Annotated in this window: 17 protein-coding genes; 13 read left to right on the top strand and 4 right to left on the bottom strand. The window is 65.8% G+C overall.

What is annotated here, in order from left to right; genetic code table 11:
* The first annotated feature begins 248 nt into the window (after positions 1-248).
* The 5 genes from D5S18_RS07865 (at position 249) to D5S18_RS07845 (ending at position 4,480) form a co-directional block, all read left to right on the top strand.
* Positions 249-488 carry a hypothetical protein gene (locus D5S18_RS07865; RefSeq protein ID WP_120039166.1) on the top strand — a complete coding sequence of 80 codons (240 nt, stop codon included), beginning with the start codon at positions 249-251 and terminating at the stop codon, positions 486-488.
* Positions 489-661: 173 nt separating this feature from the next.
* On the top strand, positions 662-2,524 hold the full coding sequence (locus D5S18_RS07860) for a ParB N-terminal domain-containing protein (RefSeq protein ID WP_158607832.1): 1,863 nt from the start codon (positions 662-664) through the stop codon (positions 2,522-2,524).
* A gap of 86 nt (positions 2,525-2,610) precedes the next feature.
* On the top strand, positions 2,611-3,729 hold the full coding sequence (locus tag D5S18_RS07855; protein ID WP_120039164.1) for a DUF932 domain-containing protein: 1,119 nt from the start codon (positions 2,611-2,613) through the stop codon (positions 3,727-3,729).
* A 4-nt stretch (positions 3,730-3,733) separates the two neighbouring features.
* Positions 3,734-3,949: a hypothetical protein gene (locus tag D5S18_RS07850; protein ID WP_120039163.1), complete on the top strand. Its 216-nt coding sequence runs from the start codon at positions 3,734-3,736 to the stop codon at positions 3,947-3,949.
* A 42-nt stretch (positions 3,950-3,991) separates the two neighbouring features.
* On the top strand, positions 3,992-4,480 hold the full coding sequence (locus D5S18_RS07845; RefSeq protein WP_147403887.1) for an LPD29 domain-containing protein: 489 nt from the start codon (positions 3,992-3,994) through the stop codon (positions 4,478-4,480).
* 96 nt (positions 4,481-4,576) lie between these two features.
* Here the strand turns inward: D5S18_RS07845 and D5S18_RS07840 are convergent, their stop codons facing one another.
* Positions 4,577-5,302, bottom strand: a complete 726-nt coding sequence (locus D5S18_RS07840; protein WP_120039161.1) for a hypothetical protein — start codon at positions 5,300-5,302, stop codon at positions 4,577-4,579.
* 599 nt (positions 5,303-5,901) lie between these two features.
* Between D5S18_RS07840 and D5S18_RS07835 the strand changes: the two genes are divergently transcribed.
* The 3 genes from D5S18_RS07835 (at position 5,902) to D5S18_RS07825 (ending at position 7,444) form a co-directional block, all read left to right on the top strand.
* Entirely contained in the window at positions 5,902-6,288 is a 387-nt protein-coding gene (locus D5S18_RS07835) for a hypothetical protein (RefSeq protein ID WP_120039160.1), read from the top strand.
* A gap of 121 nt (positions 6,289-6,409) precedes the next feature.
* A complete protein-coding gene (locus D5S18_RS07830; RefSeq protein WP_120039159.1) occupies positions 6,410-6,907 on the top strand; it encodes a hypothetical protein in 498 nt (165 codons plus the stop codon).
* Between the two features lie 141 nt (positions 6,908-7,048).
* A complete protein-coding gene (locus tag D5S18_RS07825; RefSeq protein ID WP_120039158.1) occupies positions 7,049-7,444 on the top strand; it encodes a hypothetical protein in 396 nt (131 codons plus the stop codon).
* A gap of 44 nt (positions 7,445-7,488) precedes the next feature.
* Here the strand turns inward: D5S18_RS07825 and D5S18_RS07820 are convergent, their stop codons facing one another.
* Together D5S18_RS07820 and D5S18_RS07815 are read right to left on the bottom strand one after the other, a co-directional pair.
* Positions 7,489-8,373, bottom strand: coding sequence for an NYN domain-containing protein (locus D5S18_RS07820; RefSeq protein ID WP_158607831.1), 885 nt, complete (start codon positions 8,371-8,373; stop codon positions 7,489-7,491).
* A 213-nt stretch (positions 8,374-8,586) separates the two neighbouring features.
* Positions 8,587-9,078 carry a hypothetical protein gene (locus D5S18_RS07815; RefSeq protein ID WP_120039156.1) on the bottom strand — a complete coding sequence of 164 codons (492 nt, stop codon included), beginning with the start codon at positions 9,076-9,078 and terminating at the stop codon, positions 8,587-8,589.
* Positions 9,079-9,612: 534 nt separating this feature from the next.
* On the opposite strand from D5S18_RS07815, the gene D5S18_RS07810 reads away from it, so the two are divergent.
* Complete coding sequence (locus tag D5S18_RS07810) at positions 9,613-10,011, top strand: plasmid mobilization protein (protein WP_147403885.1); 399 nt, start codon at positions 9,613-9,615, stop codon at positions 10,009-10,011.
* Positions 10,011-11,687, top strand: coding sequence for a relaxase/mobilization nuclease domain-containing protein (locus D5S18_RS07805; protein WP_120039250.1), 1,677 nt, complete (start codon positions 10,011-10,013; stop codon positions 11,685-11,687). The genes D5S18_RS07810 and D5S18_RS07805 overlap by 1 nt, the downstream gene beginning before the upstream one ends.
* A 168-nt stretch (positions 11,688-11,855) precedes the next feature.
* On the opposite strand, the gene D5S18_RS07800 is transcribed toward D5S18_RS07805, so the two are convergent.
* Positions 11,856-12,161, bottom strand: a complete 306-nt coding sequence (locus tag D5S18_RS07800) for a hypothetical protein (protein WP_120039154.1) — start codon at positions 12,159-12,161, stop codon at positions 11,856-11,858.
* Between the two features lie 52 nt (positions 12,162-12,213).
* Here D5S18_RS07800 and D5S18_RS36575 point away from each other — a divergent pair, with 52 nt between their 5' ends.
* The 3 genes from D5S18_RS36575 to D5S18_RS35270 all read left to right on the top strand — a co-directional run bounded on the left by D5S18_RS36575 (position 12,214) and on the right by D5S18_RS35270 (position 14,112).
* Entirely contained in the window at positions 12,214-12,390 is a 177-nt protein-coding gene (locus tag D5S18_RS36575) for a hypothetical protein (protein ID WP_158607830.1), read from the top strand.
* Positions 12,391-13,096: 706 nt separating this feature from the next.
* Positions 13,097-13,756: an arginine deiminase family protein gene (locus tag D5S18_RS35275; RefSeq protein WP_203236651.1), complete on the top strand. Its 660-nt coding sequence runs from the start codon at positions 13,097-13,099 to the stop codon at positions 13,754-13,756.
* The gene (locus D5S18_RS35270) at positions 13,753-14,112 is read left to right on the top strand and encodes an arginine deiminase family protein (protein WP_203236650.1); all 360 of its coding nucleotides are present in this window, start codon (positions 13,753-13,755) and stop codon (positions 14,110-14,112) included. Before D5S18_RS35275 ends, D5S18_RS35270 begins: the two co-directional genes overlap by 4 nt.
* Positions 14,113-14,118 lie beyond the last annotated feature (6 nt).

Raw genomic sequence — 14,118 nt, 5'->3', positions numbered from 1 at the left:
CTTTGCGCTGAATTCTTGTCTTCTTTTCCCTTCCGGCGTCCGATTTTTGGCCGGGAATCCGGCGGTTCGTCAACCCCCGGTCAGGAAATTTCCGCCCCTGACGGCGGGCTCGCTTCGCTCGTCCGGAATTTTCCTGACCGGGGGTTGCGCCCCGGCGGATCTCCCGGCCCGAAATCTCTTTTGCCGGAAGGGCAAAAAGAACGGGCGGTAGGTGGGGGCCGCGCTATCAGTCAGGAGGCGAACTCGCGATGAGCAGTTCCACGGATACGTTGACGCGTAGCGAGTACAGCGCGAAGCGCAAGAACGAGCACGCCGGGCCGGTGTCGGAGTTGATGCCGGAAACGGTGGAGCGGTTCAAGGCTCTGTATCCCGATTGGAAGGGCAAGAACTGGCACGTCGCGGCCGGGGCTTACGGGTTGCATTTGGGTCCGGTGAACCTGGTCCGAGACTGGCAGCCGGACGAGGCACCGACAGGCAGCACCGCGTGACACGGTGGTCACATAGCCGGTTTGGCGGACTTCGGCCCGTCATTCGGCCGGTAGCGCACTGACGAATCTTATTGCGGCACAACACCACTTGACACGGCGCGTCGGACAATTCGCGTCGATCATCCATTCTTCAGAGAAAGCCAAGATTCATGACTCAGGGCACCGAAACCGATATGTCGAATACTGATGACACCGAAATCATCGATACCAACATCGCGCCCGCTGACGCCGAGGCCCCGACTCAGGACACTGACCACTCGGCGGGCGGCGAGGTGGCTGTATTCGATGCGTCTGCGCTGGAACCGGCCGAGGTGGTCTACGACGCCGAGTTGATCGAGGAGGACCCCGAAGAGTTCCGGACGCCGGAGGTTGATCCGTCCGTACTGGATTTCGAGGTTCCCGAGGGTGAGTCGCGGTACGACCTCGACAACGATCCTGAACTTGTCGAATCCGTGCGGGCGTGGGGTGTGCTGGAGCCGGTGACGGTCTACCCCGGTGCCGGTGGCCGGTACCGGGTCGCGCGGGGCCGCCGCCGAGTGCTGGCCGCGCGGCTGACCGGGCACAAGGTGCCGATCGTCGTACGCGGCATGGTCGGGGAGGAGTCGGAAGCGATGATCCAGACGATTGCCGCCGAGATGCACACCAACGACCGCCGCGTCGATTACACCGATCGGGAGCGTGCGAATCGGTGGGCGCAGATGTCGCTGTACGGGGCGAGTCTGGCCCGGATCGTGCGCGACACCTCCGCCAAGCGTGACGAGGTGAAAGCCGCTCTCGCCGCTGTCGATTCGGGTGCGGCTATGGACGCCGTGGATTCCGGGCAGTTCAGTTTCGAGCAGGCCGCCGTGATCGCGGAGTATGAACAGGCCGGTGATGTGGACGCCGTCGCGCGACTCGTGGGTGTGTCGGCCGAGCGTTTCGGGGCAGAGGCGGGAGTGATCGCGGCCGACCGCGCCCTGATCGCCGAACAGTTCCGCGAGTCGTTGCCGTATGCCGAACGTGGATTCTTCTTTGTTGTATGCGAACGGGGTTGCGTCGGAACGGAATTGCCGGATGGCGAGTTCCTGCACGTGGGGGAGTTGAGGACCGCCGAGGGTGGCGAGGTCACTCCCGAAGTAGTGGACGCTGCGCCGGGGCTGTGGTCGATGTATCTGGAGTTGCATCCGGAATCGGTGGCGGTGGACGCCGCGACCGGTGAGCCGGTCGCCTTCGAGGAAATCGATTGGGACACGCGCTATTACCGGGCCGGCGAGGCCGACGAGGGTTTGCGCCACTTCGACAGCATCACCCTGCAAGACAGTTGGCGGCCCGAGTACTGGCTGCCGGTCGAGAACTTGGAGGCGTCCGGGCTGGTAGTTCACGAGGAGATCGCGCCCGGTCTGGTCGTGGTCAGCGATGCCCCCGAGGAAGCCGGTGAGGGCGACAACGAGGAAGACCGCGACGCCGCCGGGGCCGCTGCAATCGCGGCGTTGGAAGCGCGGCAGCGGGCCGAGGCCGAGCGCGAGGAGGCCACCCGGCAACGGCAGCGGGTTATCGCGCTCAACATCGAGGGCACGGCCGCCAAGACGCAGCGGTGTGCCTTCGTGGCGCAACTGCTCAGCCGCAAGACCCTTCCGGCCGACGCCGCCGCGTTCATCGCGGATTCGTTGTTGCTCGAGCCGGATCTGTTGAATCGGCACGGCTCGCAGTCGAGCGGACTGGATTTGCTGAATCTGGGTGACAGACAGAAAGCGTGCAAGCACAACGAGTCCGCGTCGGGAAACCGCAGTCTCGTCTTGGTGTACGGGCTGGTCCTGGGTGCGCACGAGGCCCGTATCGATCAGGACCATTGGCGCGCGAAAACCGATGGTTTCTGGGGTGACGGACCGGGCTATCGCCGCTATCTGCGCCATCTTGCCGACCAGGGCCACACCTTGGAGCCGGTGGAGCAGGTCACGGCCGGGTTACTGGATTTGGCCGATATCGACGTCGAAGCCCTGCGCGCCAAGCACAAGGCCCAGCGCGAGGAACAGAAGGCACTCGCCGCCGCAGCCTGATCACCGCCACGACTCCGGCCCGCCCGAACGAGGCGCGGCGGGCCGGTAGTGCGCGCCGAAAACCTATGTACGAGAGGACATATTCAATGTCACGCGAAACAAGCGAGTGGCTGAACACCCAAACCCTGATCGGGATGACCGATCAGCGCGGCAAAGCCTGGCACTACCGCGCCGAGCACCAAGGCGACGAGCCCAACCATTACCCAGGCTACGTACCAGTAGCCGATGTGCGCCGCCGGCTGTTCGGGTGGCGGGCCGAAGCCGTCCCACCGCACTACCCGGTGCCGTTCGGCACCACCCCGGACACTCCGGCCGATCCCGCCAACCCCGGCTATCGACTGGTCGAAGTCCCCGGTTCGCCGTTCCCGATGATGGCGGACCTATTCAGGCAACTGGTGTTCCGCAGTGACACCGGCCGACCGCTGGGGGTGTTCTCGAGCAAGTACCCGGTGATGCAGTACGGGGAAATGCTGTTGGACGGGCTCGCCGCGCTGGTGACCCCGGACGGGCTTGCGGTCTCGGATGATTCGCTGGGTATCGGGTCGGCCGGTCTGCTCAAAGGCGGAGCGGTCGCGTGGGTGCAGATCGAACGCCCCGAGACCGTAGCCACGCCCGAAGGCGTCGATTTCCGGACCTCGATTCTGGCTACCGCGTCGATGGACGGATCGCTGCCGCTGTCGTACTCGGCGGTGAATCAGGTTGTCGTGTGCGACAACACCCACGCATGGGCGTTGGACGAGGCCGAGCGGTCCGGCCGGGTGTGGAAGCTACGCCGCCGCTCCACACTGTCACAGTTCGCGTTCAAGGACGCACGCGCAGCGCTGCGAATGATCGTGCAGGCCGAAGACGGATTCGCCGCCGACATCGCGAAACTGTGCGATCTGCCGGTCAGCCCGAAACAGTTCCGGCGACTCCTGGACGATTTCGCGCCGCTGCCCGACGAGGACGCCGGCAAGTCCGCACGCACCAGGGCGGAGACCAAGCGAGGCCAGATCGAAAAGCTGTGGACCTCCGACGAGCGCGTAAAGCCATGGACCGGAACGGGTTTCGGATGGTTGCAGACGATCAACACGTGGCAGCACCACATGCGCCCCGCACAAGGCGACCGCGCAGGACGCAACACCATCAACGCCGTGACCGGCAAGACCGCCGACGCCGACACCCTCACCCTGGAACGGATGTTTCAGGTGCTCACCCCGGCCTGATGACATGGCGCGACAGACCAACACCAGCCACAAAGCCCACTACCGGCCGATGCCGGACGGCGCGATCGGCTGCCACGAGTGCGACGCGCCCGCAACCCGGTGGATTGATTGGGAGCGCTACGGAACCCGCCGCTGGCTATCCACCGCCTACTGCGCCGCCCACGGCGACTGGTGGTTACGCGAGTCCGACACCACCGCCCGCGTTCGCCAGATCCGCTGAAACGGCCACTCCCACAACTATTTTCTAAAGGAGCAGTAACCAATGATGGAGATTCCCGCCGCTGCCAAGCTGTGGAAACAGGCCCTGCGCGCGCAGTGGCCGGGCGTTCGGTGGTCGGTGCGTTCCGCCCCGCGCGGGTGGTTCACCGTGATCACTATGTGGGAAGACGGGCCGACCGCGAGCGCGGTAGCCCTGTTCTGCCAGGCATGGAAAACCGTCTACCCCGACGCCGCGACTTGGATTCGCGAGTCCGGATTCCGGCGCAGCTACAGCCCTGCCGGATACGCCACCGTGATCGACGCGATAACCCGCGAGATTCCGAGCATGCCGATTCCGCGTACCACGGACGGCGGACTGGACATTCGCGCGGCGCGCGCGTTGACCTGGGCGGGACCGGTGAAGGTCGCCGGACGGTTCTACGGCCACGATCGCCTGTACGACGTTGTGGCCGTGGTTGAGTTGGTCGCCGATGCTCACGACCACACCACCGGCCCGGCGATAGCGCCTGGAGCAGGGGACGCTTCGCCCTGAACAGAGATCCGCCGCCGAGAGGCCGGGGGCCACTCGGCTGTCTGCGGGGTGCCCCGCAGACAGCGATTCGTCGTTGCGTTGTCGGACCTCGGATCGCTATTTCTCGCGCGGGCGTTCGTAGACGACTCGATGCGGGGTGGTCTCGGGCGGCAGCCCAGCAATCGCGCCGTCGTCGGACAGGGCGGCCAGACTCAATACCCGAGATCGGTTCTTGAGGAATTTCATCACCCCGATATCTCCTCGGTACCCGGATGAGTGCCGGTTACCTCTCAGTTCGGCGAGGAGGACGGGACCCGCCAGTTCGTGGCCGCCCGCGGACTCGTAGACCGCCCCGTTCCGCACGAGTTTCACGGCCAAGTCGACATCGCTCACACGCTCCCGTGTCGGGTCCAGCATCGAACCGAACAGCACCACACGGTCAACCACCCACAAGTTCATCGGATCGGTTGCGGCCTGCTCCACTCTTTCCAGGAAACCCGCGAGCGCCTTGTCCGCGGTGGCGCGGTGCACGGGTTTCGCCGCGCTGGCATTCACCAACGCGTATGCCTTGCTCGTCAGGTGGTAGCTCGGCTGGATGACCTTGTCGTGGCTGCGGGTTTCGCGATTCCAGACATCGACGGTGACCGGTTCTTTCTCTTCCAGGTAGCCCTGCTCGATCAGGATGTCGAAGACAGTGCGCGAGTTCGCGAGATCCTTGCCGGACACCTGTTCGTACCAGTACCGCTCGACGTAGGGCTGCTTGCTCATCACGTGAAGGCAGTCGCGCACACGCAGGTAGGTGTTTCCGGTGCGTTCGAACTCCGCCTGGCCGTCGATGTTCATGATTCCCCCATCAGTGGTCGATCGAGGAAGACTGTATGTCCGGCGCGGCTTCTACCGCCGGCGCAGGGGGTATCCGCGAAGGTGCCTGGAATCCATCGCTCCTACAAGGGGCGCGCCGCTTGGCGGTCGTCGTTTCTTCGGTGCGCTCGTGTCTGCCGTGCCGACGGGTTGCCGCCGGCGCGGGCGACAGTCTGCGTGGTGCGGTGTGCGCAGCCTCGCCTGCTCGGTAGTCGGCGGCACCGCCGGACGCCGGAGCCGGGTGACGGTCGCCTCCGGGCACGGGTCGCGGCCTGGGTGCCAGGGTGAGGGCTACTCGTGGTTGCCGTGTCGACAGTGGTGAACCGGATGGGGCCGTTCGGTTGGTCCCCGTGTCTGGCAGGTCCCGCGGACTGTAGTGCGGGCGTCGTCGTCGCCAAACAGGGCTCGCGATGCTCGGCCGGGCGGTCGGAAAACTTTCTTCCCCGGACGTAGCCGGGCCGCTCGGGCGCTCGCTCAACAAACTTTTCGTTCCCGTCCGGCAAACCCTGTTTGGCGCTTCTCCGTCCCGCACTGGGCCACGAGACACACCAGACAGGAAACCAACCGAGAGGCACACTCCGATGAGCACCACCGTCAAGGGCAACATCGCCAAGATCAGCGACCCGATCACCTACGAGGCCACCGCAAACCAGGCCGAGACCATCGCGGTTTATGTGACCATCGTCGACAACCACCAGCGCCGCACCGACGACGGCTACACCGACACAGGCTCCACCTCCTACGAGGTCCGCTACTCCGGTTCCATGGCCATGCGCGTACTGCGCACCTTCGACAAGGGCGACCCGGTCAGCGCCGAAGTCCGAAATCTGCGCACCGAGGTCTTCACCTCCCGCAAAGGTGAACCGCTCGCCAGCATCCGCGCCTTCGGTATCGACCTCAGCCTCAGCTGCCGCTACCGAGAGTTCCAGATCATCCGCCCCGACCGCGATCTCCAAGCGCCAGCCTGAATGCCAGGCACCGGGTTCCTGCCCCCCGGCGGGCACCCGGCCGGGACTTCCGACTCCAACCACCCGACTGATCGAGGAGCTTCATCATGTCCGACGACCCCTGCTACTCGTGGCGCCGAGGATGGCAGCCGCGACCGCGCAGTATCTCGACCGGACCGCTCGCCTCATGAACTATCCGACGAACTCCGAACGCCTGGCGGCCTTGATCGCTGACGTGTCGGCGAACGGTGCCGATCCACATCGGATCTGGGACTCAGACATCGCGGTGCTGCCGCAGCTCCCGGTGCGTGAGGCACCGGCCGCTGAGTCCTACGGCGATGGCCCGCCACTGTCGCGGCCTCGGTGTGGCAATGATTGCAGGGAACACGCCGAGCACATCTACGTTGCGTGTTTCGATGAGCCGACTCGGCTGCATGACAGCGACGCCGGCGACTTGGAGGTGTCGCACTATGTCGGATGGACACGGCAGCCTCCGGCGCGACGCGCTAGCCAGCATGGCGCGGTGTGCCGCGAGTCGCTGGTAGCGATCATTCCTGGAACGGCCACCGAAGAGGCTCACCTGAAAATGAAGGAGCGGTGTCCGAAATGCGGCGAACCGCTACGCTACGGCCGATACTGACCACGGCGCAGCGCCGCTTCTGCTGCCGGTTCCGCCGGTCAGGGGAAACCCCGTTGACGTGACGATTGCGAAAAAGGGACGCGACGCCACGTTGTCGTGTTCCTGCTGGGGCTAGAGACCGTCCGGTCCTACATTGAAACGATGACCACACCGACACCGGAATACGCTCGACTAGAGGATCTGGTGCGCGCCGAGGCAGACGCGAAACTCGCGGCGGTCAAACCGCTCGCCGACGCCTACCGGAAACTTCTCGCCGACCGCGAAGAGTTCACCGGCCGCGACGCGGAGAACGTAGCCGCCGTGCGCGCCACCCGCGCGGCGGCGTTGAAAGCCGGATTCACCGAACGAGCACTCAACGACGCGGGCTACCGCGCGATCAACGATCTGACCAAACCCGCGGCGGCACGCAAGACCTCCGCGAAGAAATCCGCCCCGGTCACACCGCGAGCACGCAAACGCGCCGCCGCAACTCCCGGCGCGAGCAAGGCCACCACCCCGGCGCGGCCCAGCCAACCGGAACCCCTCGCGCCGCAGTAGCCGACTCGCCACAACGCCCCCCGGTTCGCGCACGCTCCGCCCGTTCACCGAGCAGGGCTAGCCGACTTGTTGCGCAGATAGGTGTGGGCGGGACGGCCGTTCGGACCTTTCGTCTTGACCACCTCGAACAGCCCGCACGTGGTCAAGAACCGGCCCGGCTTGGCCTGCGCCTTCTCCGGTAGCCGGGCGGTGATTCCTTGAGCGTGCATGCGGTGACAGACCGTCGCCAGCTCCGCGCCGCTGTCTCCTTTGCTCAGCGCGGCCACCACCTCGCGGACCGACGCCGCCCAGTCATCGGACGCCTTGCTGGACCTGGCCGCCTTGGCTGGCGTCGTGGCCGGTTTCGGTGTCGCGAGGGACTTGGCCTTCGGTGTTGCCGTTCTCGCAGCGGCCTGGACGGGTGCCGCAGCGCCACAAGCCGGTGTGGACGCGGCGCGCGCAGTGAGGTCCTCGAGGTAGACGAACCGATCGCACGCGGCGATCATCGCGCGGGCGGTTTTGCGTTCGCCGTAGCCATGGACCCCGCACCCGACTTCGCGCAGTTGCAAGGCCAGGTCCACGAAATCGGAGTCACTGGAAACGATCACCACCGTGTTCACGTCGGTCTCGCAGGCCAGGCGAATCGCATCGGCCACGATCGCGTGATCGACAGTGTTCTTTCCCGACGTCACGGTCGTCACCTGACGGGCGACGATTCCGTGCGCGATCATCGCGTGCCGCCACCCCGCCAACTGCGGCCGGAACCAATCACCGTAAGCACGCACGATCCGCAGCGAACCCAGCTCGGCCACCGAGACGAGAACCGCGCCCGCCTTCGCCGGCGCGACGTTGTCCGCATCGAACAGCACCGCAACCGAACCGCTCGCGCGCGCCTGGCGCTGCTGCGCGTCTCGGCCGATGCCCACCGGATGCATCTGGGGCAGCGGCATACGAGTCCGCAGCCGCGAAGGTCGAAGAGCCGACCACAACCATCCGGTCAAGCCTCGGCCGCGAGGCCGCGCGAACAATTCGGTGTCCGCGGCCGTCTCAAGGAACATCACCTGCGGCAAGGTAGTCGCGGGCGCATTCGAACCAGCGCATTGCACGCGAATAGGCGTGCCGGGGGCCGCAGCCCGACGACACACCCGGCAGGAGTCCCGCCGTTAGATGATGAAGTGAAACGCTGCCGCCTCGATCGCCTCGGATGCGGTGGCGAAGGGTTCGATGCGGTATTCGGGGATGTGGCCGTGCCCGCATCCACACGCGCCGGTGAACGACCACGAGAAGTACGGATCGGCACAGGCTTCGGCGGATTCGTCGATGTGGATAGTGCCGACCGGCTCGGTCTCGCGGGTGCGGTAGAGCAGACCGCCGCGGGGGCCGAAGCGCAGCCAGTCACCTTTGCCTTCGCGGGTGATGATCCACCAGCCGTTGCTATGATGGCGCTGATCGCCGGGGAACCGAACGTGTAGCGGCTGCCCACGGGATTCGGGCGCCCAGTCGACGATGTCCGCCGGGCGGCACCGGCAGCCGACCATCAATGGCCGGTCATCGCCGTAGGAGCCTTCGTAACCAGCTACGCGGTCTTTGCAGAAGCGGCACAGGACCCCGCGCGGTGTTCGCTCGGTAGCGCGCGTCGTGGTGTCGACCACCATCGCGTGGCAGCGCAGACACAGCATGCATCGCCCATCGAGGAGGCGTAGCAGTCCCAAACTCGTTCGCGGCCTCGGTTTGTGGCCTGATAGGACGGTAGCGCTGGCCTATCGAGTGGAGTCACGTCTCTAGTCGCGACCGTTAGTTTGGTAAGCCTTGACTTATGGATGGGCGCGATCCGGAGCAAGCTGGACAGTTCGATATCTAACCGGTATGGCTTCGCTCACCCCGCCGCTCCCGCAGCGGACTTGGACCCGCCTCCGGCGTCGCGCTGCGCTGGGCATTTGAACGGCTAATGGCAAATTCCGGGCTGAAAAGCCACGCGCGATGCGTCATTGTCTGAGTTCAAAGCCTTGCGAAGGTGTAGTCCGATTCCGTACTTTCGTTTCCGAGCTGACCGAATCGGTCACTCGGCTAGTTGATGGTTCACGAGAGGGTGGCCGCGTCATGGTTTCGTCGACAGGGGCAGCCCGCTCCGCTCCGAGCACGACCTGTGCAGGGACATGGTGATGGGGGACTACGCCACGGTTACGCAGATGGCGAGGCTGCCGCGCGCTCGCGCGAGAAGGCGGCAACGCCAGGTCAACACGGTCGGCGGGCGCGCGAAGGCGCACTGCGTGAAGGTGACGCCCGAGCAGGAACTCCAGCTCGTGGCGCGCGCGGCGCGGGCCAACGTGTCAGTGTCGCGGCTGTTGGTGGAGGCTGCGTTGTCGGAGGCGGGGAGTTCGGTGGGAGCGAGTCGCGATGTGGCCGATCGGCTGGCGGGTATCGAGCGGCTGTTGGCGAACGTCGCGAACAACGTCAATCAGATCGCCGTGGTCGCCAATTCCAGCGGCACCGTCGAGCATGAGGCGCTGGCCGCCAACATGGCGTTGTTGCGTCGGTTGCGGGATCGCGTCGATATTGCGCTCGATGGGTGGAGCACGGCGGCGTGATGCCGAACGTGACCCGTGGCGGTCACATGGGCGGGTTGCTGGCTTACCTCGTCGGACCGGGTCGCGCCGACGAGCACCGCTTTCCGCACCTGGTGGCCGCAGACGAGACGGTCACCGCCGACCACCCGGTCGGTGTCGAGTTGTCCCCGGTGCAAGCGCTCTCGATCGCCCGACGTCTGGATCGGGCACGTCGGCTGTTCGGTGTCGAGGTCGGCGTACCGAACTACCTGCGCGACGTCGAAGGGCGTGTTCGTCTCGATGATCGAGGCCGCAAGATCAAGGACCCTGCCAGGCCGTTGACGCCCGGACATGTGTGGCACACTTCGCTGTCACTGCGCGCCGAGGAAGGCGAGCTGGCCGACGAGACCTGGGGCCGGATCGCGACCGCGTTCATGGACAAAATGGGGTTCACTGCCGACGGGTCCGGTCGCTCACCCGCCCGCTGGGTCGCGGTGCGGCACGGTCTGTCCACCGGCGGGAACGATCACATCCATATCGTCGTGTCCGTTGTCCGCGACGATGGCACGAAAGTCGACTTGTGGCGGGAACGGAAACGAGCCCAACGCGCGGCGGGGCAACTCGAGCACGAGTTCGGGCTACAGATCCTCGAATCCCGCCACAGCCGTGTCGGCACGCGCGGATTGACCCGCGCCGAACTGACGCCCGGAGACAACCGCACCGTCGAGGAGCCGGCGCGGTGGCGGCTCGAGCGTGTCGTGCGCGCCTGCGCGGTCGCGTCGCGGGAGGAGGGCGAGTTCGTTCGTCGGCTCCGGCAGGAGAAGCTGATCGTTCTGCCGCGCTACGCACACGGCGACACCAGCGTGGTGGTGGGATATGCGGTCGCGGAGCCGACGCGCAGCCGCGGGCGGCTGGTGTACTACGGCGGTGGTCGACTCGCGTCCGATCTGACCCTTCCGGCATTGCGGAACGAATGGGACCGCAGCCCGGCTCTTGATGCCGAAGCGGTCGGGGAGTGGCGGGCCGCGCACCGCAATCGCCCGCCGGTCAATCCCGATGGCGCCGAGGTGGTGCCGGTGGACGCGGCCGAGGTCGGGCGCGCGGCTCAGGATCTGCAATGGTGGAACCGCTACCTTGCCCAGATCCCGCCCGACGACCGTGACCAGTGGGCGCGCGCGGCAGCCCGCACCGCAGGGGTCATGGCCGCATGGTCGGTGCGCACGGAACCCGTCCCTGGTCCATTGGCCACCGCCGCCCGTGCTTTGGCCAAGTCCGCCCAGCGGCCCGCCCACACCCGCTGGCGCAAACCGGCGCGGACACTGACGGCCGGCGGCGCGGCACTGATCATGCTCCAAACACGCGAGCAGTCCACGGCTGCCTCCTACCATCTGGTGCTCGCGCAGCTCACTCGCGCGGCCCGCGCTATGCGAGACGCCCATACCGCGAGGGGTGATCTGCACCGAGCGGCTGAACTCGACCGGGCTGTGCGCACCGAGCTGGCCGCAGTCCACGCCCGCTACACACCTGTCCCGCAGGCCGAGGGCGAGCGGCAGGTCTCGGCCCAGATGCAACGCGTGCTCGATGGCGCCCTCGACTTCGGCAGCGTCGCAGGCAACGAATCAAGCCGCAGGTCGGCATCGGCCACGGAGAATGACCGAGCACCCAACGATCGTGATCACGGGCTGGACCGATCCGAGGACTCTGGACCGCAGCGGTAGTAGTCGCCCCGCCACCGGGGTCCACCGCAGACTCGGAACGACGAATGATGAACAAATACCGGCGCGTACTTCGCCGGAAACGACCACAGTCTGCGGATTCGCGTCGATGAGAACGGGCGATGCCAGCACCCGGCGTCACCGTGCTCTCAAGTGTTGATCGGTCGGACGTCAGTCGGCGGTGACCCATTCGAGTTCGTGGATTATCCCCGTTGTCGAGTAGGTAACCGGTCCCATCTCAAGGTCGAAGATCGTCTGCGGATCGTTCCCGGATGCTCGGTACTCGTGTGCCTGCACACGTCCGTCCTCGAGCGTCCGCACATTGGTGTAACGGCGGACCCCCATCGGTGTTTCGAACTCCTGATACATCTTCCACCCGGCCTCGGCGGTCTCGCCCCTGAACTCGGCTGCTCCGAGTTCGAAGAGACGCTGCTTCTTGCCCGGCTCAAGGTCGGAAAACGGGTCGGTGTCGTCCATGTCGATTCCTTTCGATCGAGCCTCTACTTAGCAGTCTCAACGAACGGGCTGGTTGGTGCTGCGCGTTCTTGAGGTCTCCCCGCGCGGGGTCGGTGAGCAGGATCTGGCTTCCGCCGGGGCCGGTGATCACGTCGCTGCGGAATTCAGCGCCGGTGTCGCGCAGGTGGGTGATTTCTGCTTCAAGGTCGGTGACGATGAGGTGGATGCGGTTGGCGCCGTGATGCTGTGACAGGTGTCGGATAGTCGCAAGGCGCACCCCTTCGGTCGATACCGCGAATCGGGCCGGTTCGCAGATTCACCGGTGGATACCAGACGCCGCGCCACACCGGGACCCCGAGATGACGAGGATTCAACGGCAGTGGCTCGGCCAATGAGATGTCGGCCGTGATCCGGCGCACGGGCGGCAACAGTCCGTCGGGGACCAGATCCGCCACCATCGACAAGCAGTCCCGCACGTCGAACCCGGTCACGCCGACACCCTGTCCGAACCACGCCGCGTGCGGGTCGAATTCGATCCAGAACCGCTGCGGCGTGGCCATTTACGATCTCCTCTCAGCGGCGCCGATGTCGACCGCCGACCCTATGATCCCAGAGCTGACCGGTGCCAACCACTCGATAGTTGGCTACTGGACATTTCAAAGACCGCGACTCCAGGCCCGCATTCGGTCTCATCAGCGCCACCTGGTGGTGCGAGAACACCGCCATCTACCGCTGCGAGTCACACCCAGAGATCCGGGCCGCCGCTGCGGGTTCGCGAATCCGCAGGTCGCCGGAACCTGCTTCGGGTCAGAACTCGTGTGCGGAATCTATGAGACGAAACCGGTCGTGTCGGCCAATGGTGGGACAGTTCCGGGCATGGCACGGTTCGGGTACGCACGGGTCTCCATGCGCGGGCAGAAGGACGCTTCCCAGATCGACGCGCTCACTGCGGCGGGGTGCGAGAAGATCTGGGTCGACAGGGCATCCCCAACCCGCCCACCTCGCTGGTCGGCTCGCGAATAACCGTTTGTCGGCACTCGATCGAGCTGGTGCAGTGGGCGGCAGCCGGCCCGGAGAACATGGGAGATAGCGTGCTCGAGATCGGTGTATCTGATGAGTTCGGGGCCTTGCAGACAGTCGTGATGAGGTATGCCGGGCCGTTCACGTTGGACCTGTCTGCCCCGGCTCGGCTGGACCTGGTTCACCGCCGACAACTCGAGACCAGCCGGTGGCAACGCTATGACGACACGATCGTGCGTGCGCAGCAGGCAGACTTCATGGCCGTATTGCGCGGTCGCGGCGTCGAGGTTCTAGTGGCGGATCAGGTTCCGGGCTGCTACGCCCAGCACTACACGCGCGACCTGGGGTTCGTTGTTGACGATGTTTTTGTCGTCAGCCGTTTGAACTCTGCCAAGCGCCAGGCCGAGTTCTCCGGGATGCGCGCGCTCGTGGAACGGTTCTCCGCGGTCGCCTACCTCGACGCCGGAACGATCGAGGGCGGTGACGTGATGCTGCACGAGGGCTGTGTGCTGGTCGGGCTGAGTGAGGAGTCCTCTCGCGAAGGAGTCGACGCGCTGCGCTACCGCCTCGATCGCTGGGGAGCGGTCGGGAGGTGATCGCGGTGCCGTTCACCCGCAGCGGTGTCGTGCACCTGGACGATCATTTCAACATCGTGGCACCGGGGGTCGCGCTGGTGAATCCCGCCGTGTTCGCCCCGGCTCAGATGCGTTGGTTCGACCGGCATTTCGATCTGATCGCGATGACGGCTGAGGAAGTCGTCGGCGTCGAGGTCAACACTCTGGCGCTGGCGCCGGGTGTGGTAGCGGTCGCTGCACGGAGTCATCGGCTCGCCGAGCAGTTGGCCGCGCGCGGGATCGAGCCGGTGATGATCGACTACTCGGAGGTCACTCGGATACCGGGTTCTTTCCGATGCTCCACGCTGCCGCTGGCTCGCCGGAGCCCGGCGTGCTGAACCACG

Source organism: Nocardia panacis, assembly GCF_003598715.1.
GTDB classification, from domain to species: Bacteria; Actinomycetota; Actinomycetes; order Mycobacteriales; family Mycobacteriaceae; genus Nocardia; species Nocardia panacis.
The sequence above is the reverse complement of the archived record's forward strand: the minus strand, read 5'-3'. Positions and strand labels throughout refer to the sequence as shown.

Coding starts and splice junctions, on each gene's coding strand:
- D5S18_RS07865 (WP_120039166.1), top strand. CDS start 249: ATGAGCAGTTCCACGGATACGTTGACGCGTAGCGAGTACAGCGCGAAG.
- D5S18_RS07860 (WP_158607832.1), top strand. CDS start 662: ATGTCGAATACTGATGACACCGAAATCATCGATACCAACATCGCGCCC.
- D5S18_RS07855 (WP_120039164.1), top strand. CDS start 2,611: ATGTCACGCGAAACAAGCGAGTGGCTGAACACCCAAACCCTGATCGGG.
- D5S18_RS07850 (WP_120039163.1), top strand. CDS start 3,734: ATGGCGCGACAGACCAACACCAGCCACAAAGCCCACTACCGGCCGATG.
- D5S18_RS07845 (WP_147403887.1), top strand. CDS start 3,992: ATGATGGAGATTCCCGCCGCTGCCAAGCTGTGGAAACAGGCCCTGCGC.
- D5S18_RS07840 (WP_120039161.1), bottom strand. CDS start 5,302: ATGAACATCGACGGCCAGGCGGAGTTCGAACGCACCGGAAACACCTAC.
- D5S18_RS07835 (WP_120039160.1), top strand. CDS start 5,902: ATGAGCACCACCGTCAAGGGCAACATCGCCAAGATCAGCGACCCGATC.
- D5S18_RS07830 (WP_120039159.1), top strand. CDS start 6,410: ATGGCAGCCGCGACCGCGCAGTATCTCGACCGGACCGCTCGCCTCATG.
- D5S18_RS07825 (WP_120039158.1), top strand. CDS start 7,049: ATGACCACACCGACACCGGAATACGCTCGACTAGAGGATCTGGTGCGC.
- D5S18_RS07820 (WP_158607831.1), bottom strand. CDS start 8,373: ATGCCGCTGCCCCAGATGCATCCGGTGGGCATCGGCCGAGACGCGCAG.
- D5S18_RS07815 (WP_120039156.1), bottom strand. CDS start 9,078: ATGGTGGTCGACACCACGACGCGCGCTACCGAGCGAACACCGCGCGGG.
- D5S18_RS07810 (WP_147403885.1), top strand. CDS start 9,613: ATGGCGAGGCTGCCGCGCGCTCGCGCGAGAAGGCGGCAACGCCAGGTC.
- D5S18_RS07805 (WP_120039250.1), top strand. CDS start 10,011: ATGCCGAACGTGACCCGTGGCGGTCACATGGGCGGGTTGCTGGCTTAC.
- D5S18_RS07800 (WP_120039154.1), bottom strand. CDS start 12,161: ATGGACGACACCGACCCGTTTTCCGACCTTGAGCCGGGCAAGAAGCAG.